Annotated in this window: 23 protein-coding genes; 21 read left to right on the top strand and 2 right to left on the bottom strand. The window is 40.9% G+C overall.

Annotated features, from left to right (window positions below):
* Positions 1–82 precede the first annotated feature (82 nt).
* From purF to purB, 13 genes are all read left to right on the top strand, one after another.
* Positions 83–1,525: an amidophosphoribosyltransferase gene (gene purF, locus DSY56_RS07895; protein ID WP_057488099.1), complete on the top strand. Its 1,443-nt coding sequence runs from the start codon at positions 83–85 to the stop codon at positions 1,523–1,525.
* Between the two features lie 220 nt (positions 1,526–1,745).
* A complete protein-coding gene (purM, locus tag DSY56_RS07890) occupies positions 1,746–2,768 on the top strand; it encodes a phosphoribosylformylglycinamidine cyclo-ligase (protein WP_112444921.1) in 1,023 nt (340 codons plus the stop codon).
* Positions 2,765–3,310, top strand: a complete 546-nt coding sequence (gene purN / locus DSY56_RS07885) for a phosphoribosylglycinamide formyltransferase (protein WP_112444919.1) — start codon at positions 2,765–2,767, stop codon at positions 3,308–3,310. The genes purM and purN overlap by 4 nt, the downstream gene beginning before the upstream one ends.
* An 83-nt stretch (positions 3,311–3,393) precedes the next feature.
* A complete protein-coding gene (locus DSY56_RS07880) occupies positions 3,394–3,903 on the top strand; it encodes a VanZ family protein (RefSeq protein ID WP_112444917.1) in 510 nt (169 codons plus the stop codon).
* 24 nt (positions 3,904–3,927) lie between these two features.
* On the top strand, positions 3,928–5,475 hold the full coding sequence (gene purH / locus DSY56_RS07875; protein ID WP_112444915.1) for a bifunctional phosphoribosylaminoimidazolecarboxamide formyltransferase/IMP cyclohydrolase: 1,548 nt from the start codon (positions 3,928–3,930) through the stop codon (positions 5,473–5,475).
* A 121-nt stretch (positions 5,476–5,596) separates the two neighbouring features.
* Positions 5,597–6,859 (top strand): phosphoribosylamine--glycine ligase, encoded by a 1,263-nt coding sequence (gene purD, locus DSY56_RS07870; RefSeq protein WP_112444913.1) that lies wholly within the window; start codon positions 5,597–5,599, stop codon positions 6,857–6,859.
* Positions 6,860–7,050: 191 nt separating this feature from the next.
* A complete protein-coding gene (purE, locus tag DSY56_RS07865; RefSeq protein ID WP_112444911.1) occupies positions 7,051–7,539 on the top strand; it encodes a 5-(carboxyamino)imidazole ribonucleotide mutase in 489 nt (162 codons plus the stop codon).
* Positions 7,526–8,617, top strand: coding sequence for a 5-(carboxyamino)imidazole ribonucleotide synthase (gene purK / locus DSY56_RS07860; RefSeq protein ID WP_112444909.1), 1,092 nt, complete (start codon positions 7,526–7,528; stop codon positions 8,615–8,617). The genes purE and purK overlap by 14 nt, the downstream gene beginning before the upstream one ends.
* Positions 8,618–8,648: 31 nt before the next feature.
* The gene (locus DSY56_RS07855) at positions 8,649–9,527 is read left to right on the top strand and encodes an NYN domain-containing protein (protein WP_112444907.1); all 879 of its coding nucleotides are present in this window, start codon (positions 8,649–8,651) and stop codon (positions 9,525–9,527) included.
* A gap of 69 nt (positions 9,528–9,596) precedes the next feature.
* Complete coding sequence (locus DSY56_RS07850) at positions 9,597–9,824, top strand: phosphoribosylaminoimidazole carboxylase (RefSeq protein ID WP_112444983.1); 228 nt, start codon at positions 9,597–9,599, stop codon at positions 9,822–9,824.
* An 82-nt stretch (positions 9,825–9,906) separates the two neighbouring features.
* The gene (locus DSY56_RS07845; protein WP_112444905.1) at positions 9,907–10,842 is read left to right on the top strand and encodes a hypothetical protein; all 936 of its coding nucleotides are present in this window, start codon (positions 9,907–9,909) and stop codon (positions 10,840–10,842) included.
* Positions 10,817–11,608, top strand: coding sequence for a hypothetical protein (locus DSY56_RS07840; RefSeq protein ID WP_112444903.1), 792 nt, complete (start codon positions 10,817–10,819; stop codon positions 11,606–11,608). The genes DSY56_RS07845 and DSY56_RS07840 overlap by 26 nt, the downstream gene beginning before the upstream one ends.
* A 124-nt stretch (positions 11,609–11,732) precedes the next feature.
* Positions 11,733–13,028: an adenylosuccinate lyase gene (gene purB / locus DSY56_RS07835; protein WP_112444901.1), complete on the top strand. Its 1,296-nt coding sequence runs from the start codon at positions 11,733–11,735 to the stop codon at positions 13,026–13,028.
* A 258-nt stretch (positions 13,029–13,286) separates the two neighbouring features.
* On the opposite strand, the gene DSY56_RS07830 is transcribed toward purB, so the two are convergent.
* A complete protein-coding gene (locus DSY56_RS07830; RefSeq protein WP_049512623.1) occupies positions 13,287–14,003 on the bottom strand; it encodes a GntR family transcriptional regulator in 717 nt (238 codons plus the stop codon).
* Positions 14,004–14,349: 346 nt separating this feature from the next.
* Here DSY56_RS07830 and DSY56_RS07825 point away from each other — a divergent pair, with 346 nt between their 5' ends.
* The 8 genes from DSY56_RS07825 to DSY56_RS07785 all read left to right on the top strand — a co-directional run bounded on the left by DSY56_RS07825 (position 14,350) and on the right by DSY56_RS07785 (position 22,645).
* The gene (locus tag DSY56_RS07825) at positions 14,350–16,137 is read left to right on the top strand and encodes a glycoside hydrolase family 35 protein (protein ID WP_112444899.1); all 1,788 of its coding nucleotides are present in this window, start codon (positions 14,350–14,352) and stop codon (positions 16,135–16,137) included.
* Entirely contained in the window at positions 16,134–16,610 is a 477-nt protein-coding gene (locus tag DSY56_RS07820; RefSeq protein WP_112444897.1) for a PTS sugar transporter subunit IIB, read from the top strand. The genes DSY56_RS07825 and DSY56_RS07820 overlap by 4 nt, the downstream gene beginning before the upstream one ends.
* Positions 16,611–16,637: 27 nt before the next feature.
* Complete coding sequence (locus DSY56_RS07815; protein WP_000617004.1) at positions 16,638–17,543, top strand: PTS mannose/fructose/sorbose/N-acetylgalactosamine transporter subunit IIC; 906 nt, start codon at positions 16,638–16,640, stop codon at positions 17,541–17,543.
* Complete coding sequence (locus DSY56_RS07810) at positions 17,530–18,345, top strand: PTS system mannose/fructose/sorbose family transporter subunit IID (RefSeq protein ID WP_050235419.1); 816 nt, start codon at positions 17,530–17,532, stop codon at positions 18,343–18,345. Before DSY56_RS07815 ends, DSY56_RS07810 begins: the two co-directional genes overlap by 14 nt.
* 6 nt (positions 18,346–18,351) lie before the next feature.
* Positions 18,352–18,756: a PTS sugar transporter subunit IIA gene (locus tag DSY56_RS07805; protein WP_078706327.1), complete on the top strand. Its 405-nt coding sequence runs from the start codon at positions 18,352–18,354 to the stop codon at positions 18,754–18,756.
* Positions 18,757–19,007: 251 nt separating this feature from the next.
* Positions 19,008–20,174, top strand: coding sequence for an SIS domain-containing protein (locus tag DSY56_RS07795; RefSeq protein WP_112444893.1), 1,167 nt, complete (start codon positions 19,008–19,010; stop codon positions 20,172–20,174).
* 116 nt (positions 20,175–20,290) lie between these two features.
* On the top strand, positions 20,291–21,328 hold the full coding sequence (locus DSY56_RS07790; RefSeq protein WP_112444891.1) for an aldose epimerase family protein: 1,038 nt from the start codon (positions 20,291–20,293) through the stop codon (positions 21,326–21,328).
* Between the two features lie 129 nt (positions 21,329–21,457).
* On the top strand, positions 21,458–22,645 hold the full coding sequence (locus DSY56_RS07785) for a CAP domain-containing protein (protein WP_112444886.1): 1,188 nt from the start codon (positions 21,458–21,460) through the stop codon (positions 22,643–22,645).
* Positions 22,646–22,886: 241 nt separating this feature from the next.
* Here the strand turns inward: DSY56_RS07785 and DSY56_RS12585 are convergent, their stop codons facing one another.
* Positions 22,887–23,012 (bottom strand): hypothetical protein, encoded by a 126-nt coding sequence (locus DSY56_RS12585; protein WP_261805030.1) that lies wholly within the window; start codon positions 23,010–23,012, stop codon positions 22,887–22,889.
* Positions 23,013–23,223: the final 211 nt, after the last annotated feature.

Genomic DNA, 23,223 nt, shown 5'->3' with positions numbered 1-23,223 from the left:
TTTCTAATAGATAGTATCAGTAATGTAAAAGTCATGTAGATTTAGCTCTTGGTGCTACACAAATAAAAATTAGGTATATAAAATGACATACGAAGTAAAATCTCTTAATGAAGAATGTGGTGTTTTCGGTATCTGGGGACATCCAGATGCTGCTAAATTGACCTATTTTGGTCTCCACAGTCTTCAACACCGTGGTCAGGAGGGGGCAGGAATCCTCTCCAATGATCAGGGGCAATTGAAGCGCCATCGTGACATGGGGCTTTTATCAGAAGTCTTCAGAAATCCTGCTAATTTGGATAAATTGACGGGGACTGGTGCGATTGGGCATGTGCGTTATGCGACTGCTGGCGAAGCTTCTGTAGATAACATCCAGCCCTTCCTCTTCCGGTTTCACGATATGCAGTTTGGCTTGGCTCATAATGGGAATCTGACCAATGCGGCCTCTCTCAAGAAAGAATTGGAAGATAGAGGAGCGATTTTCAGTGCGACTTCGGACTCGGAAATCTTAGCTCACCTCATTCGTCGCAGCCACAATCCTAGTCTGATGGGCAAAATCAAGGAGGCGCTCAGTCTAGTTAAAGGTGGTTTTGCCTATATCTTGCTGTTTGAAGACAAGTTGATTGCGGCTCTTGATCCCAATGGTTTCCGTCCGCTTTCTATCGGGAAAATGGCCAACGGAGCGGTGGTTGTTTCCTCTGAAACTTGTGCTTTTGAGGTCATTGGTGCTGAATGGATTCGTGATTTGAAGCCAGGTGAGATTGTGATTATTGATGACAAGGGTATCCAGTATGACAACTATACAGATGATACTCAGTTGGCGATTTGTTCTATGGAGTATATCTATTTTGCCCGCCCTGATTCTAATATCCACGGTGTCAATGTCCATACGGCTCGCAAACGTATGGGTGCTCAATTGGCGCGTGAATTCAAGCATGAGGCGGATATCGTGGTCGGTGTGCCCAATTCTTCCCTCAGCGCGGCTATGGGATTTGCGGAAGAGTCCGGGCTACCAAATGAAATGGGCCTCATCAAGAACCAATACACCCAACGTACCTTTATCCAACCGACTCAAGAATTGCGGGAGCAAGGAGTGCGGATGAAACTCTCTGCTGTTTCTGGTGTTGTAAAAGGCAAGCGTGTGGTTATGATTGATGACTCTATTGTACGTGGAACAACCTCTCGTCGTATCGTTCAGCTTTTGAAAGAAGCGGGTGCAACTGAGGTTCACGTTGCTATTGGTAGTCCAGCGCTAGCTTATCCATGCTTCTACGGGATTGATATCCAGACCCGTCAGGAGCTAATTGCGGCCAATCATACGGTCGAAGAAACGCGCCAAATCATTGGTGCGGACAGTCTGACTTATCTTTCTGTTGAGGGATTGATTGATTCGATTGGTATTGAAACAGATGCTCCAAATGGTGGTCTCTGTGTCGCTTACTTTGACGGTGACTACCCAACACCTCTCTACGACTATGAAGAAGACTATCGTCGAAGTTTGGAAGAAAAGACTAGTTTTTACAAGTGAGTTACTGAAGATTCTCCATTAAAGAAAAGGAAAAATAAAATGGCAAATAAAAATGCTTATGCTCCACGTCTTACTACTGACTAAAAGCTAAAGCATTTGTCAGTAGACGCTTTGTCCTATAGGATCAAAGCTAGAGCTCTGACTAGCATTTTTAGATAAAATAATTGTTTATCTAGAAATACGTCGCAATCTTTCCCAAAAAAAGAAAAGGAATATAAAAATGGCAAATAAAAATGCGTACGCTCAATCTGGTGTGGATGTTGAAGCGGGTTATGAAGTTGTTGAACGGATTAAAAAGCACGTGGCTCGTACGGAGCGTGCAGGTGTCATGGGAGCTCTGGGTGGCTTTGGTGGTATGTTTGACCCTTCAAAGACTGGGGTTAAAGAACCCGTCTTGATTTCAGGAACTGATGGTGTCGGAACCAAGCTCATGCTGGCTATCAAGTACGACAAGCACGATACCATTGGTCAGGACTGTGTGGCCATGTGTGTCAATGATATCATCGCTGCGGGTGCGGAGCCCCTCTATTTCCTCGACTATGTGGCGACAGGCAAGAATGAACCAGCTAAGCTAGAGCAAGTCGTTGCTGGTGTGGCAGAAGGTTGTGTGCAGGCAGGCGCTGCCCTCATTGGTGGGGAAACGGCTGAAATGCCTGGCATGTACGGCGAAGATGACTATGACTTGGCTGGTTTTGCGGTCGGTGTGGCTGAAAAATCTCAAATCATTGACGGTTCAAAGGTGGCAGAAGGAGATGTTCTTCTCGGACTTGCTTCAAGTGGGATTCATTCCAATGGTTACTCTCTCGTCCGTCGTGTCTTTGCGGATTACACAGGTGAGGAAATCTTGCCAGAATTGGAAGGCAAGAAACTCAAGGAAGTACTTCTTGAGCCGACTCGTATCTATGTCAAGGCTGTCTTACCACTCATCAAGGAAGAGTTGGTCAACGGTATTGCCCACATCACTGGTGGTGGCTTTATCGAAAATGTCCCTCGTATGTTTGCAGCTGATTTGGCTGCTGAGATTGAGGAAGACAAGGTTCCAGTTTTACCGATTTTCAAAGCCCTTGAAAAATACGGTCAGATCAAACATGAAGAAATGTTTGAAATCTTCAATATGGGTGTGGGACTTATGTTTGCAGTTAGCCCTGAAAATGTAAGTCGTGTCAAGGAATTGTTGGATGAACCAGTCTATGAAATTGGTCGTATCGTCAAGAAAGAAAACGAAAGTGTCATCATCAAATGAAAAAAATAGCGGTTTTTGCCTCTGGTAATGGCTCAAATTTTCAGGTGATAGCGGAACAATTTCCAGTAGAGTTTGTCTTTTCAGACCATCGTGACGCCTATGTACTCGAACGTGCAGACAAGCTCGGCGTTCTGTCCTATGCTTTTGAACTCAAGGAGTTTGAGAGCAAGGTAGACTACGAAGCGGCCCTTGTCGAACTCTTGGAAGAACACCAGATTGACTTGGTTTGTCTAGCAGGCTACATGAAAATCGTTGGGCCAAACTTATTGGCTGCTTATGAAGGTCGGATTATCAACATTCATCCAGCCTACCTGCCAGAATTTCCAGGAGCTCATGGGATTGAGGATGCTTGGAATGCTGACGTTGCTGAGAGCGGCGTGACCATTCATTGGGTGGATTATGGTGTTGATACAGGAAAGGTCATCAAACAAGTCCGTGTACCACGGCTAGCTGATGATACCATTGACAGTTTTGAAGAACGTATTCATGAAGCGGAGTACAAGCTCTATCCAGAAGTAGTGAAGGCTCTATTTACAGATTGACTTTTTGATGATTCATATGATATCTTTGATTTTAAATTGGAGTCAGTGATTGTCGAAGACGACTTCAAACGGAGGTATTTGTAATGTTAGAATCTAAAAAAACAACTCGATATGTATTTTATGTCTATCTGATGTTATTAACTTGGGGAATCTTATTTAAGTTTGAAACTAATCCTGAATTTATAGCATTTTTCTTAGCTCCAAGGTACATCAATTGGATTCCATTTTCAGAACCACTAATAGTAGATGGAAAAATTGTTTTTGCTGAAATGTTATTTAATCTGATTTCCTTCATTCCATTAGGTGTTTGTTTCCCTCTGATAAAAACTAATTTATCTAGTTTAAAAATAGTCGGGACAGGTTTCTTGATTAGTCTATTGTTTGAGTGCTTACAGTATATTTTAGCAATAGGTATAACAGATATAACGGATTTGATTTTAAATACGCTAGGTGTCTGTGTAGGCTTGCTGATTTACCAAATTTTTATAAGAGTATTCAAATCACAGATTAGAAAATGGGTCAATATCTTAGGTATGCTTAGCCTTGGTTTTGCTTATCTTGTTTTACTGTTACTGCATTTAATTGGTGTTTAACTAATGATTAAAAAGGAGAATATAATGACTAAACGCGCTTTAATCAGCGTCTCAGACAAAGCGGGCATTGTTGAATTTGCCCAAGAACTAAAAAAACTTGGTTGGGATATCATCTCAACAGGTGGTACCAAGGTTGCCCTTGATAATGCTGGGGTGAAGACCATTGCCATCGATGATGTGACTGGTTTTCCAGAAATGATGGATGGTCGTGTGAAGACCCTTCATCCAAATATCCACGGTGGGCTCCTCGCTCGTCGTGACTTGGATAGCCACTTGGAAGCGGCTAAGGACAACAAGATTGAGCTCATTGACCTTGTGGTGGTCAATCTCTATCCATTCAAGGAAACCATTCTCAAACCAGACGTGACGTACGCTGATGCAGTTGAAAACATCGATATCGGTGGGCCATCTATGCTTCGTTCAGCAGCGAAGAACCACGCTAGCGTAACGGTTGTGGTAGACCCTTCTGACTATGCAGTGGTTTTGGACGAGTTGTCAGCCAATGGTGAAACGACTTACGAAACGCGTCAACGTTTGGCAGCCAAGGTTTTCCGTCACACAGCAGCTTATGATGCCTTGATTGCAGAGTATTTTACAACTCAAGTGGGTGAAAGTAAGCCTGAAAAGTTGACTTTGACCTATGTTCTCAAACAAGCTATGCGTTACGGTGAGAACCCTCAACAAGACGCGGATTTCTACCAAAAAGCTTTGCCAACAGACTACTCAATTGCATCAGCCAAACAGCTCAACGGTAAGGAATTATCCTTTAACAATATCCGTGATGCGGATGCTGCCATTCGTATCATTCGTGATTTCAAAGATCGTCCAACCGTTGTGGCTCTCAAACATATGAATCCATGTGGAATTGGTCAAGCTGACGACATCGAGACTGCTTGGGACTATGCTTATGAGTCTGACCCAGTCTCAATTTTCGGTGGAATCGTCGTTCTCAACCGTGAGTTGGATGTTGCGACAGCTGAGAAGATGCATGGTGTTTTCCTTGAAATCATCATCGCACCAAGTTATACGGATGAAGCGCTAGCTATTTTGACTAATAAAAAGAAAAACTTGCGTATCCTTGCCTTGCCATTTGATGCTCAAGAGGCTAGCGAAGTGGAAGCAGAATACACAGGTGTTGTCGGTGGACTTCTGGTACAAAACCAAGACGTGGTCAAAGAAAGCCCAGCTGACTGGCAAGTGGTGACCAAACGCCAGCCAACTGAGACAGAAGCGACTGCTCTTGAGTTTGCTTGGAAAGCTATCAAGTACGTCAAATCAAACGGTATCATCGTAACCAATGACCACATGACACTTGGTGTCGGTCCGGGTCAAACTAACCGTGTGGCTTCTGTTCGCATCGCTATTGATCAAGCTAAAGACCGTCTTGACGGCGCTGTTCTTGCTTCGGATGCCTTCTTCCCATTTGCGGATAATGTGGAAGAAATCGCCAAAGCAGGTATCAAGGCCATCATCCAGCCAGGTGGGTCCGTCCGTGACCAAGAATCTATCGAAGCCGCTGACAAGTACGGCTTGGCTATGGTCTTCACAGGCGTGAGACATTTTAGACATTAAGAACGTTAAAGGGAAGAGAACAGTTTCTTTCCTTTTTTGCGTAAAAATGCTTAATAAAACAAGATTAAAACGAACGTTTGTGGTATAATGTTATTAAATAATTCGCAAAAGAGGTTGTGAGATGAAACTACTTGTTGTCGGTTCGGGTGGTCGTGAACATGCGATTGCTAAGAAGTTGCTTGAGTCAAAAGAGGTAGAAAAGGTTTTTGTTGCTCCTGGGAATGATGGGATGACTCTGGATGGTTTGGAATTGGTAAATATCTCTATTTCCGAACATTCTGAATTGATTGAGTTTGTAAAAGCCAATGATGTTGCTTGGTCATTTATCGGGCCAGATGACGCCCTTGCGGCTGGTATCGTGGATGATTTCCATGTAGCTGGTCTCAAAGCCTTTGGTCCGACAAGATTGGCAGCTGAGCTGGAGTGGTCCAAGGATTTTGCCAAGGAAATCATGGTCAAATACGGCGTTCCGACAGCAGCTTATGGCACATTTTCAGATTTCGAGGAAGCCAAAGCCTATATCGAAAAGCAGGGTGCGCCTATCGTAGTCAAGGCGGATGGATTGGCTCTTGGGAAGGGTGTTGTCGTTGCTGAGACAGTCGAGCAAGCAGTCGAAGCAGCTCACGAGATGCTTTTGGACAATAAATTTGGTGACTCAGGTGCGCGTGTGGTTATTGAGGAATTCCTTGAAGGGGAGGAATTTTCACTCTTTGCCTTTGTCAATGGTGATAAGTTCTACATCATGCCAACAGCTCAGGACCACAAACGTGCCTATAATGGCGATAAGGGGCCTAACACAGGCGGTATGGGTGCCTATGCGCCAGTTCCTCACTTGCCACAGAGCGTGGTTGACACAGCGGTCAAGACTATTGTCAAGCCAGTTCTTGAAGGGATGATCAAAGAAGGTCGTCCGTATCTTGGTGTCCTTTACGCAGGGCTTATTCTGACAGCTGATGGACCTAAGGTCATCGAGTTCAACGCTCGTTTTGGAGATCCTGAAACGCAAATCATCTTGCCTCGTTTAACATCTGACTTTGCACAAAATATTACGGATATCATCGATGGCAAGGAGCCGAAGATCACGTGGCTGGACAAGGGTGTGACTCTGGGTGTGGTTGTCGCATCCAAGGGTTACCCGCTAGACTATGAAAAAGGTGTCAAGTTGCCTGCCAAGACAGAAGGCGACATTATCACCTATTATGCAGGGGCTAAGTTTGCGGAAAATAGCAGAGCACTGCTATCAAACGGTGGACGTGTCTATATGCTCGTTACCACAGCAGACACCGTCAAAGAAACCCAAGATACCATTTACCAAGAGCTTGCCCAACAACAAACAGAAGGTTTCTTTTACCGAACAGATATCGGAAGCAAGGCAATTAGATAAAGATATAAGAAAAAGCGACGCAGTCGCCAAATACGATAATGGTCGCCGTGGTGAAAAGATCAGAACAATTTCTGTTCTGGTCGGAGGAAACTTTGAGACCTTAGGCTCGAAGTTTAGGAATGAAACCGAAGATTTGCTTCCGTCCCTCACAACCTAAGGTGATTGTTGAAAAACAGTAAAAAGGAGAAGAAATGAAACCCGTAATTTCCATCATCATGGGCTCAAAATCAGACTGGGCAACCATGCAAAAAACAGCAGAAGTCCTAGACCGCTTCGGTGTAGCCTACGAAAAGAAAGTTGTTTCTGCCCACCGTACGCCAGACATTATGTTCAAGCATGCAGAAGAAGCACGTAGCCGTGGCATCAAGGTTATCATCGCAGGTGCTGGAGGCGCAGCCCATTTGCCAGGTATGGTAGCTGCCAAAACAACCCTTCCAGTCATTGGTGTACCAGTCAAATCACGTGCTCTTAGTGGCGTGGACTCGCTCTATTCTATCGTTCAGATGCCGGGTGGAGTACCAGTTGCAACCATGGCGATTGGTGAAGCAGGTGCGACCAATGCAGCCCTCTTTGCCCTCCGTCTCCTTTCAGTAGAAGATCAGGCTATCGCGACTGCTTTGGCAGATTTTGCAGAAGAACAAGGAAAAATTGCAGAGGAGTCTACCAATGAGCTCATCTAAAACAATTGGAATTATCGGTGGCGGTCAGCTGGGTCAGATGATGGCCATTTCTGCTATCTACATGGGGCATAAGGTTATCGCTCTGGATCCTGCGGCGGATTGCCCGGCCTCTCGCGTGGCGGAAATTATCGTGGCTCCTTATAACGATGTGGATGCGCTTCGCCAGTTGGCTGAGCGTTGCGATGTTCTGACCTATGAGTTTGAGAATGTCGATGCCGATGGTTTGGATGCTGTTATCAAAGAAGGACAGCTTCCACAAGGGACAGACCTGCTCCGCATTTCTCAAAACCGTATCTTTGAAAAGGACTTCCTCTCAAATAAGGCCCAAGTCACTGTGGCACCCTACAAGGTTGTGACTTCAAGCCAAGATTTGGCGGAGATTGACTTGTCCAAAAACTATGTCCTTAAGACTGCGACAGGTGGCTATGATGGGCATGGACAAAAGGTCATTCGCTCGGAAGCAGACTTGGAAGAAGCCTATGCGTTAGCTGACTCAGCAGCCTGCGCTTTAGAAGAATTCGTCAATTTTGACCTTGAAATTTCTGTCATTGTGTCAGGAAATGGCAAGGACGTGACAGTCTTCCCAGTTCAGGAAAATATACACCGAAACAACATCTTATCTAAAACCATCGTGCCAGCCCGCATTTCAGAAAGTCTAGCAGACAAGGCTAAAGCAATGGCAGTGCGAATCGCAGAACAGCTCAAGTTGTCTGGAACTCTCTGTGTGGAAATGTTTGCGACTGCTGATGACATCATTGTCAATGAGATTGCCCCACGCCCACATAACTCTGGGCACTATTCTATTGAAGCCTGTGATTTCTCGCAGTTTGACACCCATATTTTAGGTGTTCTCGGAGCACCATTACCAGCCATCAAACTCCATGCGCCAGCTGTCATGCTTAATGTCCTCGGCCAGCATGTCGAGGCCGCTGAAAAATATGTCACAGAAAATCCAAGCGCCCACCTCCACATGTATGGTAAAATAGAAGCGAAGCACAACCGCAAAATGGGACATGTGACTTTGTTTAGTGATGTACCAGATAATGTTGAGGAATTTGGGAAAGGGATTGATTTTTAGGTTGTTAAAATAATGAACAATGGGGAAGTTTATGGATTTATTATTGATTGATAATTCGAATATTTTTATTGAAGTAAAAAATCTTGTAGGTCAAGATGGAAGATTTGATTATGATAAATTTGTAAAAAATTATACAAAATTTAAAAATCAGAAAAATATATTAGTAGGATCTACTCCTCCGAAAAGTGATGGGTTTTGGTCGACTATGAAGAGTAAAGGTTTTGATGTATATACTTATGAGCGTAAACAAAAAGGAGAAAAAGCAGTTGATTCAAAAATAATTGCTAAAGGTGTATCGTTTATTGTTCAACAAGACCATCCTGCAACATTGAACCTTTTAAGCGGAGATTTTGACATGTTTCCTCTTATTGAAGAAGCTTTGGAGAAGAACTGGATAGTTATTTTATGGTCCTGGAAAGATAGTTTAAGTAACGAATACTTAGATGTTAAGGAAATTACAATTAAATATCTTGATGATGTAGCAGAAGATTTAATTTATTTTAATCGTGATATTGATGGATATTATGAAAAAGAATATTTTAGAGAAAGAGAAATACGTCTTGCAAGAGAAAAACAGGAGCGAGAATTCAATCAGGCTAAGCAGTGTGCTAAAAATAAAATCTCTAGGTTATGTTATATAGATAAAAATATCTATTTGGAGCGAATTGACGAATTAGTTAATTTTGAACAAATTTCAGAAATTGATAGTATAGTTTCCGCTGCCAAATCGGAAGATTTAAATCTGAAAAACGAAGCAATAGAAAAAGAGAATGAACATAAAAAACTTGCTAAAGAAGCTAAAAGACAAGCACGAAAAGAAATGTTGAGACGAAATTGGAGCTTGATTGCGAATGGATCGGTTACATTTGCTGGATTTATTGTTTACACTATTAAAAAAATAAAAAAATAATATACTTTTATCAACAAATATAATTGTATCAGTAGACACAATTATATTATATAGAAAGGGAGTATGACTATGATTCAACTCATTGTCAACGCTTTTGTTGAAAAAGATAAGACTGGAGCAGTCATCGAAGTCTTGTATGCTAGTAGCAATCACGAAAAGGTGAAAGCTAAGTATGAAGAGCTAGTTGCCCAATATCCTGAAAACTATCTAGCTATCTATGATATCCCGTTGGATACGGATTTGAATACACTCGATCACTACCCATCTGTTTGGATTGGGAAAGAAGAATTTGAGTAGTAAAATAGGACATAAATTATAAGATTTGCTGTTTTATCTTTGTTAGGAAACCTATTACTTTTGAAAGGGTGTTAATAGTTAAATGAAGTATGTAACATACAAATTATCTAGTGATGGAAGTTATAACAATAAAAAAAGAAAAATTACTGGAAATAAAAAGAAGCTGGTTGAAGCGATCTATTATTCATTAAGGAAAAGGTTGGTATTTCGAGGGATAGATAAAAAAATATATAAGAACTTTAAGGACTTTATTTTTATTGGTGGTGAAAAAGCAAGATTTAATTTATTTAAGGATTTAGAAAATGATTTGGGTTATAATACTCTGGAAGAGTGGAATGAAAAGGAATACGAGAATTTTAAGCTGGTATTAAAACATTTAAAAGAAAATTTTGAAAATTTTGCAACTTATGGTATATCTGGTGATATTAATGCTATAATTGAGAAGATAAAAAATTATAAAGATACATACAATTATTCTTATTATGATATGTATTTAAAAGTACTAAGTATTTTACATATTGTACAAGATAAAGCTCCTTTTCAATCGAAAATTCCTTGTGTATCAACATCTAGAAATAAAGATATTGCACAGAAAATATTTTCTGAAAAAGATGATGTTTCATATACAATAGTTGCTTTTACGAATAACTCACCAGAATGTATGTATCTTGAAACAAAAAAGATTAAACAATTTTGTAATGAAATTGGAATGAAAGGCTTTAAAGATAAGTATAATGAGGTAATATTTTTAGATTGTATTTTTCCACATAATATTTTAGGATTGATAGAAAAAAGTCGTTCTGGCAAAGAAGTATTTATTGTAAATCCTAATTTATTGAAAATGATAGATAAGGCAGATTCTTTTGATGACTTAATAAAGACATTAAAAAAAAGTGGTGTAGAAATTAATCAAATAGCTTTCTATCGAAAACTGAAAGAAAGTAGTTTATATCAAAAGTATATATTTCAGGAAGAACGAAGAAGGTTGATTGATGAGATTATGGGTGAAAATGAGTAAAAAAATTTTTTGGATTATAATCTTAATCCTAATATTGGTGTTATTAGGTTTATTCCATATTGATACCAAAGATTGTATTTTGAAAACCTGTAGATTAAATAATGAATTTTGGTCAAGTTTGATTAGTGCTATAATTGGGGCTATTGTAACTATATACGGTATTTATTGGACTATCAGCGTAGAAAATAAAAAACATAAAGCGGATTTAATAAATAGTCATAAGCCCTATTTAAGATATTTTATTTCAATTGGAATTTATCCGTATAGAAAGATTGATCAATCTAAAAGAACAGATATTTTAGACTATAAAATAGAATTTTCGCAAAGTCCAGATAAATCTCTTATTTTTCCCTTATATGTAGAAAATATAGGATTGGGGCATGCTTTTATTGAAGATATAAGAATCGATGAAAAGGGACCTAGTAAATCGAAGAGAATGAAAATTATAAAAAAAGATGATGATAGTGTCTTTTATGTGGAGATAAAAAATATATCTAAAGATGAAATTAAAAAAATAAAATTGGTCGTACACTATAAAGATTTCTTTGATACAAAATATAGTGATACTATTAAAGTGGCGTTTACCAAAGATGGGGAACCTGTGCTTTTTGATAAGAACTCTGCTAAGGAAGCACTAAATCGATATTTTGAACAACATACCGTAGATAAGGAAGCGTATGAGTGTATAATTGAAGAAATGTTTGACCAAAAGAATTTTATTGTAAAAGGTTTATCTTATGAAAATATGTCTAAGCAAGGAGAGTAGCCTTACATATTAGAATACCTTTTTAATAGTTGGTGAGATCTTTGATTACTTTGGCCAATAATTTTTTATTTGAAGTTGCGATTTCGATAAAAGAAGAAAATAGATGATAAAAAGGAGAAACAACATGATCAACCGTTACTCTCGCCCTGAGATGGCGAACATTTGGAGTGAAGAAAATAAATACCGTGCTTGGCTTGAGGTGGAAATCTTGGCTGATGAGGCATGGGCTGAGTTGGGGGAAATCCCTAAGGAAGATGTGGCTTTGATCCGCGAGAAGGCGGACTTTGACATCGACCGTATTTTGGAGATTGAGCAGGAAACTCGTCACGATGTGGTGGCTTTCACGCGTGCGGTCTCTGAGACTCTTGGTGAAGAGCGCAAGTGGGTCCACTATGGTTTGACGTCTACCGACGTGGTGGATACGGCCTACGGTTATCTTTACAAGCAGGCCAACGACATCATCCGTCGTGACCTCGAAAACTTCACCAACATCATCGCTGATAAGGCTAAGGAGCACAAGTTTACCATCATGATGGGTCGTACCCACGGTGTGCACGCTGAGCCGACAACTTTTGGTCTGAAATTGGCGACGTGGTACAGCGAAATGAAGCGCAACATCGAGCGTTTCGAGCATGCGGCTGCTGGAGTGGAAGCTGGTAAGATTTCTGGTGCGGTTGGTAACTTTGCCAACATCCCACCATTCGTTGAGCAATACGTCTGCGACAAATTGGGTATCCGTGCCCAAGAAATCTCAACACAGGTCCTTCCTCGTGACCTTCACGCTGAGTACTTTGCGGTTCTTGCCAGCATCGCGACTTCTATCGAGCGTATGGCGACTGAGATTCGTGGCTTGCAAAAATCAGAACAACGCGAAGTAGAAGAATTTTTTGCTAAAGGGCAAAAAGGGTCTTCAGCAATGCCTCACAAACGCAACCCAATCGGTTCTGAAAATATGACTGGTCTGGCGCGTGTTATCCGTGGTCACATGCTTACAGCCTATGAGAACGTCGCTCTCTGGCACGAACGCGACATTTCCCACTCATCAGCTGAGCGTATCATCACACCAGATACGACCATCTTGATTGATTACATGCTTAACCGTTTTGGAAATATTGTCAAGAACTTGACGGTCTTCCCAGAAAACATGATTCGCAACATGAATTCTACGTTTGGTCTTATCTTTAGCCAACGGGCTATGTTGACTTTGATTGAAAAAGGGATGACACGTGAGCAAGCCTATGACTTGGTACAACCAAAAACAGCCTACTCTTGGGATAATCAAGTAGACTTTAAACCACTGTTGGAAGCAGACCCAGAAATAACATCACGCCTCACACAAGAAGAAATCGATGAGATCTTTAACCCTCTTTACTACACCAAACGAGTGGATGATATTTTTGAACGTCTTGGTTTAGGATAATTAAAATAAAATCGAATTTCTATTACTCCATTTATAGGAGTAGCAGAACTTCGATTTTTCTTTTTTATTAAAGTGCTTTTGAAAAAAATAACCAATATTTTATAATATGTTGAATATAGAATAGTATACTGTGACTTCTAAAATATTACTAGAAATTGATTTGAATTTCCTAATCGATTTGTCTATATTCTATTTCAATCTACTATGTCATATAATAAGCATAGAAAAAGCCCAAGCGCTTAGGCTCAGGCTTTCTTCTTAGTGATCACGATCACATGAGATGAATTTAATCTTGTAATAATCAGATCGTTTGTAAGTTTCACTGTATCCTAAAACTTGACCAGTTGATTCGAGTTTGGTGATTTTAGTTTGTAGGACAGTAGGGAATTGTTCATCGACTCCGAGGACTGAAGCCGCATGTTCTGGAGTTGGAAAGACTATTTCGTTGATTTCTTCAAAGTGTTCATCATTCATGTGAATGTGGTAGTCTAACTTGAAACGGTTATAGATAGAACTATAGTATTCAAGGTTTGGATAATTTGCGTTGATATATTGTTCTGGGATGTAGGATGTATGGTAGATATAAACGACACCGTTTGATTCGCGGATACGTTCAATCTTGTAGTAGAATTGATCGCCGCGTAGACCCAATTTTTCCAAGTAAACGAGCTTGTTTCCGCGTTCAATTGAAAGAACAGTTACCTTATCATCTTTAGCATTAAAGAGTTCAATATCCGAAAACTCTACAAGCTTGTGTTTGCGTGCGCGTGAAACGAAGGTTCCTTTTCCTTGTTGGCGGACAATATAGCCATCTTTAGCAAGGTCGTTTAAGGCGCGGACAACTGTGATAGAACTGACATCGTACATTGAAATGAGCTCTGCTTCAGTGTAAAATTTATCTCCGCTGCTAAATTGCCCAGAGATGATTTTATTTTTTAATTCGTCTTTTATGTATTGATATTTGGGAATTGCCATATTTTTACCTCTATTTTCCTTCTCCACAGAAAATTTTACCATAAAAGCGAAAAAAATAGTAGTCTTTTGAATAAAAAATTAGAAAAATAGTTTGAAAAATTAAGGTACATAAGCATTACTCATATTTTATAAATGTATTTTATGCAAAATTATTTTAGGTTCCATATTCTGAATGCAAAGAGCGTTTGAAATAGGTCTGAAAATGTTTGAAACTAATTGAACGTGTGTATAATGGTAAAATTACAGTAAATATTCCGACAATTTCTATTGACAATTCAAACAGATTGGTTTATAATTACTATAACAACGAGTGAAAACGCAAACTTTGCAATCAAAAGGTAGTTTTATGACACGATTTGAGATACGAGACGATTTCTATTTAGATGGGAAACCGTTCAAGATTTTGTCCGGTGCCATTCATTATTTTAGGGTTCCTCCAGAAGATTGGTATCATTCGCTCTATAACTTGAAGGCTCTTGGTTTTAATACGGTAGAGACTTATGTTGCTTGGAATTTACACGAGCCTCGTGAGGGTGAGTTTCATTTTGAAGGGGCTCTGGATTTGGAGCGATTTCTTCAGACAGCACAAGATTTGGGTCTCTACGCTATCGTTCGTCCGTCTCCCTTTATCTGTGCGGAGTGGGAATTCGGTGGTTTACCAGCCTGGCTCTTAACCAAGGATATGAGGATTCGTTCATCAGATCCAGCCTATATTGAGGCTGTCGGTCGCTACTATGACCAGCTCTTGTCACGATTGGTTCCACATTTGTTGGACAATGGTGGCAATATCCTCATGATGCAGGTTGAAAATGAGTATGGTTCTTATGGAGAAGATAAGGCTTATCTGAGAGCAATTCGACAGCTGATGGAAGAGCGTGGCGTAACCTGTCCCCTCTTTACATCAGATGGTCCTTGGAGAGCAACTCTGAAAGCTGGAACCTTAATCGAAGATGACCTCTTTGTAACAGGAAACTTTGGTTCTAAGGCACCTTACAACTTTTCACAGATGCAGGAATTCTTTGATGAACATGGTAAGAAATGGCCTCTCATGTGTATGGAGTTCTGGGATGGCTGGTTCAATCGTTGGAAAGAACCGATTATCACACGAGATCCAAAAGAATTGGCAGATGCAGTTCGAGAGGTTTTGGAGCAAGGTTCCATCAATCTTTACATGTTCCATGGTGGTACAAACTTTGGTTTCATGAATGGTTGCTCGGCTCGAGGAACTTTGGACTTGCCACAAGTTACATCTTATGATTACGATGCGCTTCTGGATGAAGAAGGAAATCCAACTGCCAAATACTTGGCAGTCAAGAAGATGATGGCAACACATTTTCCAGAGTATCCGCAGTTGGAACCCCTCTACAAAGAGAGTATGGAGTTGGATGCTATTCCACTAGTTGAAAAAGTTTCCTTGTTTGAAACCTTGGATAGCTTGTCAAGTCCAGTAGAAAGCCTCTATCCTAAAAAGATGGAGGAGTTGGGACAAAGCTATGGCTATCTACTCTATCGAACAGAAACAAACTGGGATGCAGAAGAAGAAAGACTTCGTATCATTGACGGTCGAGATAGGGCTCAGCTTTATGTCGATGGTCAGTGGGTCAAAACCCAATACCAGACAGAGATTGGGGAAGATATTTTTTATCAAGGCGAAAAGAAAGCGTTATCTAGGATTGATATATTGATAGAAAATATGGGGCGTGTCAACTATGGACATAAATTCTTAGCAGATACGCAACGTAAGGGAATTCGGACAGGAGTTTGCAAGGATTTGCACTTCTTACTAAACTGGAAACACTATCCACTCCCACTAGACAATCCTGAGAAAATTGATTTTTCAAAAGGATGGACTCAAGGACAACCAGCCTTTTACGCTTATGACTTTACAGTCCAAGAGCCAAAAGATACTTACCTAGACTTATCTGAGTTTGGTAAGGGAGTTGCCTTTGTCAATGGGCAGAATCTAGGACGTTTTTGGAACGTCGGCCCAACCCTCTCACTTTATATTCCTCATAGCTACCTCAAGGAAGGTGCTAACCGTATCATCATCTTTGAAACAGAGGGCCAATATAAAGAAGAGATTCATTTATCTCGTAAACCTACACTAAAACATATAAAGGGGGAAAACTTATGACAATTGTAGGATGCCGTATCGATGGACGTTTGATCCACGGACAAGTAGCCAATCTTTGGGCTGGAAAACTAAATGTTTCACGCATTATGGTTGTAGACGACGAAGTTGTCAACAACGATATTGAAAAGAGTGGTTTGAAACTTGCGACACCACCAGGTGTGAAGCTCAGTATCTTGCCAATTGAAAAAGCGGCAGCCAATATTCTTGCTGGAAAATACGATAGCCAACGTCTCTTTATCGTGGCTCGCAAACCAGACCGCTTCCTTGGTTTGGTAGAAGCAGGTGTACCACTTGAAACCCTTAATGTTGGGAATATGTCTCAAACACCAGAAACTCGCGCCATCACACGTTCTATCAACGTAGTAGACAAGGATGTGGAAGACTTCCGCAAACTAGCAGAAAAAGGTGTTAAACTTACTGCTCAAATGATTCCAAATGATCCAATTTCAGACTTTTTGAGCTTATTAAAATAGGAAAAAAATTTTTAGGAGGTCATTGTTATGATACAATGGTGGCAAATTTTACTTCTCACTTTGTACTCAGCTTATCAAATCTGTGATGAGTTGACGATCGTTTCATCTGCAGGTTCCCCTGTATTTGCTGGTTTCATTACTGGTTTAATCATGGGAGATGTGACTACTGGTTTGCTTATCGGTGGTAACTTGCAACTGTTCGTTCTTGGGGTTGGTACCTTCGGTGGTGCTTCTCGTATCGACGCAACTTCTGGTGCGGTTCTTGCGACAGCCTTCTCTGTTTCACAAGGAATTGATGCACCGCTTGCAATTACTACAATCGCTGTACCAGTAGCAGCTCTCTTGACTTACTTCGACGTTCTTGGTCGTATGACTACTACCTTCTTCGCTCACCGTGTGGATGCTGCAATCGAACGCTATGACTATAAAGGTATTGAACGCAACTACCTGCTTGGTGCGATTCCTTGGGCTCTATCTCGTGCCCTTCCAGTCTTCTTTGCGCTTGCTTTTGGTGGTGCCTTTGTACAACATGTAGTAGACTTAGTGACAGAATACCAATGGATTGCAGATGGTTTGACACTCGCAGGACGTATGCTTCCAGGTCTTGGATTTGCAATCTTGCTTCGTTACCTTCCAGTTAAACGTAACCTTCACTACCTTGCTATGGGATTTGGTTTGACAGCTATGTTGACTGTTCTTTACTCATATGTAACAGGTCTTGGTGGCGCTGTTGCTGGTATCGTAGGTACTCTTCCTGCTGAAGTTGCTGAAAAAATTGGTTTCGTGAACAACTTCAAAGGTTTGTCTATGATTGGTATTTCTATCGTAGGTATCTTCCTTGCAGTGCTTCACTTCAAAAATAGCCAAAAAGTAGCTGTAGCAGCACCTTCTACACCATCAGAAAGTGGGGAAATCGAAGATGACGAATTCTAATTACAAACTAACAAAAGAAGATTTTAATCAAATCAACAAACGTAGCTTGTTTACTTTCCAATTAGGTTGGAACTACGAACGTATGCAAGCTTCTGGTTACCTTTATATGATCTTGCCTCAATTGCGTAAAATGTATGGGGATGGAACTCCTGAATTGAAAGAAATGATGAAAGTTCATACTCAATTCTTCAATACTTCACCATTCTTCCATACCATTATCGCTGGTTTTGACCTTGCCATGGAAGAAAAAGATGGTGTGGGTTCAAAAGACGCCGTTAACGGTATCAAGACAGGTTTGATGGGACCATTTGCTCCTCTTGGAGATACAATCTTTGGTTCACTTGTACCTGCTATCATGGGGTCAGTCGCAGCAACTATGGCTATCGCTGGCCAACCTTGGGGTATCTTCCTTTGGATTGCAGTTGCAGTAGCGTATGACATCTTCCGTTGGAAACAGTTGGAATTTGCCTACAAAGAAGGGGTTAACCTTATCAACAACATGCAAAGTACCTTGACAGCTTTGATTGACGCTGCATCTGTACTTGGTGTCTTCATGATGGGTGCTCTTGTAGCAACAATGATCAACTTTGAAATTTCTTACAAGTTGCCAATCGGTGAAAAGATGATTGATTTCCAAGACATCTTGAACCAAATCTTCCCACGTTTGCTTCCAGCAATCTTTACTGCCTTTATCTTCTGGTTGCTTGGTAAGAAAGGTATGACTTCTACTAAAGCTATCGGTATCATTATCGCTCTTGCAGTAGGTCTTTCTGCCCTTGGTCACTTTGCATTTGGAATGTAATTCCTTATGACCAAATCATTAATTTTGGTGAGCCATGGTCGCTTCTGTGAGGAGCTTAAAGGTAGCACAGAAATGATTATGGGCCCACAAGACAACATTTACACAGTAGCTCTTCTTCCAGAAGATGGGCCAGAAGAATTTACTGCAAAATTTGAAGCTGCTATTGAAGGATTGGATGATTTTCTAGTCTTTGCGGATCTTCTCGGTGGAACACCATGTAACGTGGTAAGCCGTTTGATTATGGAAGGTCGTGACATCGAACTTTACGCAGGGATGAATCTTCCAATGGTGATTGAATTTATCAATGCGAGCCTTACAGGCGCAGATGCGGACTATAAGAACCGTGCTGCAGAAAGCATTGTGAAAGTCAATGACCTGTTAGCGGGCTTCGATGATGACGAAGATGAATAATACTCTTCGAAAATCTCTTCAAACCATACTAGTGTCTCCTTGCCGTAGGTATGGTTACTGACTTCGTTAGTTCTATCCACAACCTCAAAACAGTGTTTTGAGCAGCCTGCGGCTAGTTTCCTAGTTTGCTCTTTGATTTTCATTGAGTATACGATGTGACAACGTGAAAATTGTTAGAGCATTTTATATAGAATATACATGGGAATGGGGCTTACTCCCATTCCCATATTTAATAGAAAAAGAGGAACTCAATGCTACATTATACAAAAGAAGACTTGCTCGAATTGGGTGCAGAAATCACTACACGTGAAATCTACCAACAGCCTGATGTATGGAAAGAAGCTTTTGAATCTTATCAAGCAAAACGTGAAGAAATTGCATCCTTCCTGCAAGGGATTGCTGATAAACATGACTATATCAAGGTTATCTTGACAGGGGCTGGGACTTCTGCTTATGTGGGAGAGACCTTGGTGCCTTACTTTAAGGAAGTCTATGACGAACGCAAATGGAATTTCAATACCATTGCGACCACAGATATTGTTGCCAATCCAGAAACTTATTTGAAAAAAGATGTGGCAACTGTCCTTGTGTCTTTTGCTCGTAGTGGAAATTCGCCTGAAAGTGTGGCGACTGTTGATTTGGCCAAAGCCTTGGTGGATGAGCTTTACCAAGTGACGATTACTTGCGCAGCGGATGGGAAATTGGCTCTTCAAGCCCACGGCGATGACCGCAATCTCTTGCTCTTGCAACCAGCTGCTTCTAATGATGCTGGATTTGCCATGACTTCTAGCTTTACGTCTATGATGTTGACAGCTCTCTTGGTCTTTGATCCTACAGAATTTGCTGTGAAAGCTGAACGTTTTGAAGTTGTGACTAGTCTTGCCCGTAAAGTTTTAGACAAGGCAGAAGATGTCAAAGAGCTTGTTGATTCAGACTTTAACCGTGTCATCTACCTTGGTGCTGGTCCATTCTTTGGACTTGCTCATGAAGCTCAGCTAAAGATTTTGGAACTGACTGCTGGTCAAGTTGCGACCATGTATGAAAGTCCAGTTGGCTTCCGTCACGGTCCAAAATCACTAATCAACGAAGATACAGTTGTTTTGGTCTTTGGTACAATGACAGACTACACTCGTAAGTACGACTTGGACTTGGTTCGTGAAGTTGCTGGTGACCAGATTGCTCGTCGTGTTGTGCTTTTGAGTGATCAATCCTTTGGTCTTGAAAATGTCAAAGAAGTGACGCTTGGTTGTGGCGGTGTCTTGAATGATATTTACCGTGTCTTCCCTTACATCGTTTATGCCCAGCTCTTTGCCCTATTGACTTCACTCAAGGTAGAAAATAAACCAGATACACCGTCTCCTACAGGTACAGTAAACCGTGTGGTACAAGGTGTTATCATCCACGAATATCAAAAGTAATACTGCGTTTATAGATTCTTGATAAAGGAGTTTGTAAATCATACAAGCAAACCATAGATTGTCAAGGCGCTTTCTATGGTTTGTTTGCTTGAGAGAAATAGTAAAAGGAGAATAGAATGAAAGCATACACAGAGCGTGTATTTGGAAATGTTGAGGGACAAGATGTTTTGGCCTATCGATTTGAGACGGACGGTGGCTACCAGCTTGAGGTCATGACTTATGGTGCGACCATCTTGCGCTATGTCACACCTGACAAGGCTGGAAATTTTGCCAATGTTATCTTGGGATTTGATGACTTTGATAGCTATGTAGGCAATAGTCCTAAGCATGGAGCGAGCGTAGGTCCTGTGGCAGGCCGTATTGCAGGTGCGACCTTTGAGCTCAATGGCAAGATCTATGATCTTGAGGTTAATAATGCTAGCAACTGTAACCACAGTGGTTCAACTGGTTGGGATTCGAGCTTGTTTGAATTGGTTGAAGTGAGCGACCATGGCTTGACCCTCTACATAGAGCGGACAGATGGGACAGGGGGATTTCCAGGAAATCTCAAGATCTGGATCAGTTACTACTTGGAAGAAACTGGTGCCTACGAAATCAGCTACAAGGTAACAACAGATCAGGATACGCTGGTCAATCCAACCAACCATAGCTATTTCAACTTGTCTGGTGATTTCACGCAGACCATTGACCGCCATGTCTTTCAACTAAACACAGAGGGCATTTATCCAATCGCTCCGGACGGTGTTCCGGCCAAAACTCCAGATGCTAATCGTGATGTGGTTAAACACATCTACAATGGTGCCTTATTGAAAGACATCTTTGCAGAAGAAGATGAGCAAATCCAGCTGGTATCAGGTTTGGATCACCCATTTGCTCTTCCTGTGGGTCATGATAATGCTGGTTTCCTTTATGACCAAAATTCAGGTCGCTTCCTGCTCTTTAAGACAGAGGCTCCTTGCTTTGTGGTCTACACAGCAAACTTTGTGGATGAAAGTGTCATCATAGGAGGTCAGCCAATGCTACAGCACAATGGGATTGCCCTTGAAGCGCAGTCTTTACCAGATGCCATTCACAGTGACCTTAAAGACCAAGTCATTCTCAAAGCCGGTCAAACCTTTACAAGTAAGACACGTTATGAGCTTGTTGTGAAATAAAAGAATCATTGCGCCTACTTTTGGGATTTAGGAATAGGTAAGCAAAGACAAATAGTAGGAAAATATGATATAATTAGGTGTTAAAAAGTATTTATCAAGATACGATTCAAAAGATATAAGGAGTAAACAATGAAGAAAATTGTATTTGCTAGTGCCTTGGCTTTGACCTTGGCAGGAGCAGTTTTGACAAATGATGTTTTTGCCAATGACAGATTGGTGGCAACGCAATCTGCTGATGGTAATGTATTGACCTCAGAGGTGCTAAAACCTTCTAGTGGCAATGTTTTGGTTGGAATCAAGGGAGAATTTGTAGCTCCTCATCAACAATCTATTTTGGATGCCATTAATGCTATTCGTAAAGAAGCAGCTGACGAAGGTTTGGTAGATAAGTATGTCCCTATCAAATGGTCAACTGACCTAGAAAAGGCAGCTTTTGTTAGAGCTACAGAAGCATCTGTGACTATGAAACATGAGCGTCTTTCTAATAAAGAAATCTGGAGCGCCTTTCCAACTGGTAACAGCATGATGGGAGAAAATTTGGCATGGAATCATGACGGTTTTCTAAAAGCTATTGAACAATGGCGTTCTGAAAAAGCAGATTATGTGAAGAAAAAAAATAGTGGTTCAGACAACGGGAAATCTGGTCACTATGAGTCGCTAATTAACCCTAAATTTACACACATGGGAATGGCAGCTTTTAAAAATCCTAACAATCAATACAAAGCTATTACAATCGCTCAAACTCTAGGTGATGATGCTTCTTCAGAGGAATTGGCTGGTGGATATGGTTCTGCTGTTCAGTACACAGAAGTGACTGCCTCAAACCTTTCAACAGTTAAAAGTAAAGCTATAGTTGTAGAAACACCGCTGAAAGATTTCAGAAAATCCACATCTGATCAGTCTGGCTGGGTGCAGTCTAATGGCAAGTGGTATTTTTATGAGTCTGGTGATGTGAAGACAGGCTGGGTGAAAACAGATGGTAAATGGTACTATTTGAATGACTTAGGTATTATGCAGACTGGATTTGTAAAAGTTTCTGGTAGCTGGTATTATTTGAGCAATTCAGGTGCTATGTTTACAGGCTGGGGAACAGATGGTAGCAGATGGTTCTACTTTGATGGCTCAGGAGCTATGAAAACAGGCTGGTACAAGGAAAATGGTACCTGGTATTACCTTGATGAATCAGGTATCATGAAGACGGGTTGGTTTAAAGTTGGACCACACTGGTACTATGCCTACGGTTCTGGAGCTTTGGCTGTGAGCACAACAACACCAGATGGTTACCGTGTAAATGGTAATGGTGAATGGGTAAACTAGGCTGAACATGCCGACTGAGAGGTAAGTTATCCGTCTCACTAGCAACAAGAATGAACGATAAGAAAGAGGTTGATGGCGAACATTGACCTCTTTTTTGGAGTGTCTCGAGTCAGTTGCTATTCACTGAAAATAAGGACGAGTCATCGCTGGAGTATTCCTAATTCAAAAATCAAGTTTGAACATTTGCTTTTGGTATCTGTTTATTTCTGGAATGTGAGCTTTATACTCTTCGAAAATCTCTTCAAACCACGTCAGCTTCGCCTTGGTGTAGGTATATGTTACTGACTTCGCCAGTTCTATCTGCAACCTCAAAACAGTGTTTTGAGCAACCTACGATTCGCTTCCTAGTTTGCTTTTTGATTTTCATTGAGTCTCATCTGTAATAGAAAAGCAGTGTGAGAAGCAAATACACACCAGAATAAAAGAGAAACTCTAGGAAAGAAAATGTAAAGAAATATCAAAGTTTTCAAAACGATTTTCACAAAAACTTTGATAAAACAAATAAAATTCCGAACAAAAATGTAACAAAAATTTAATATAAAACACTTGACAAAGATTTGTGGGGGGGGGTATACTTA

Origin of the sequence: Streptococcus sp. 596553, from assembly GCF_900411395.1 — a bacterium.
In the GTDB taxonomy this organism is placed as follows: domain Bacteria; phylum Bacillota; class Bacilli; order Lactobacillales; family Streptococcaceae; genus Streptococcus; species Streptococcus mitis_BA.
The sequence above is the reverse complement of the archived record's forward strand: the minus strand, read 5'-3'. Positions and strand labels throughout refer to the sequence as shown.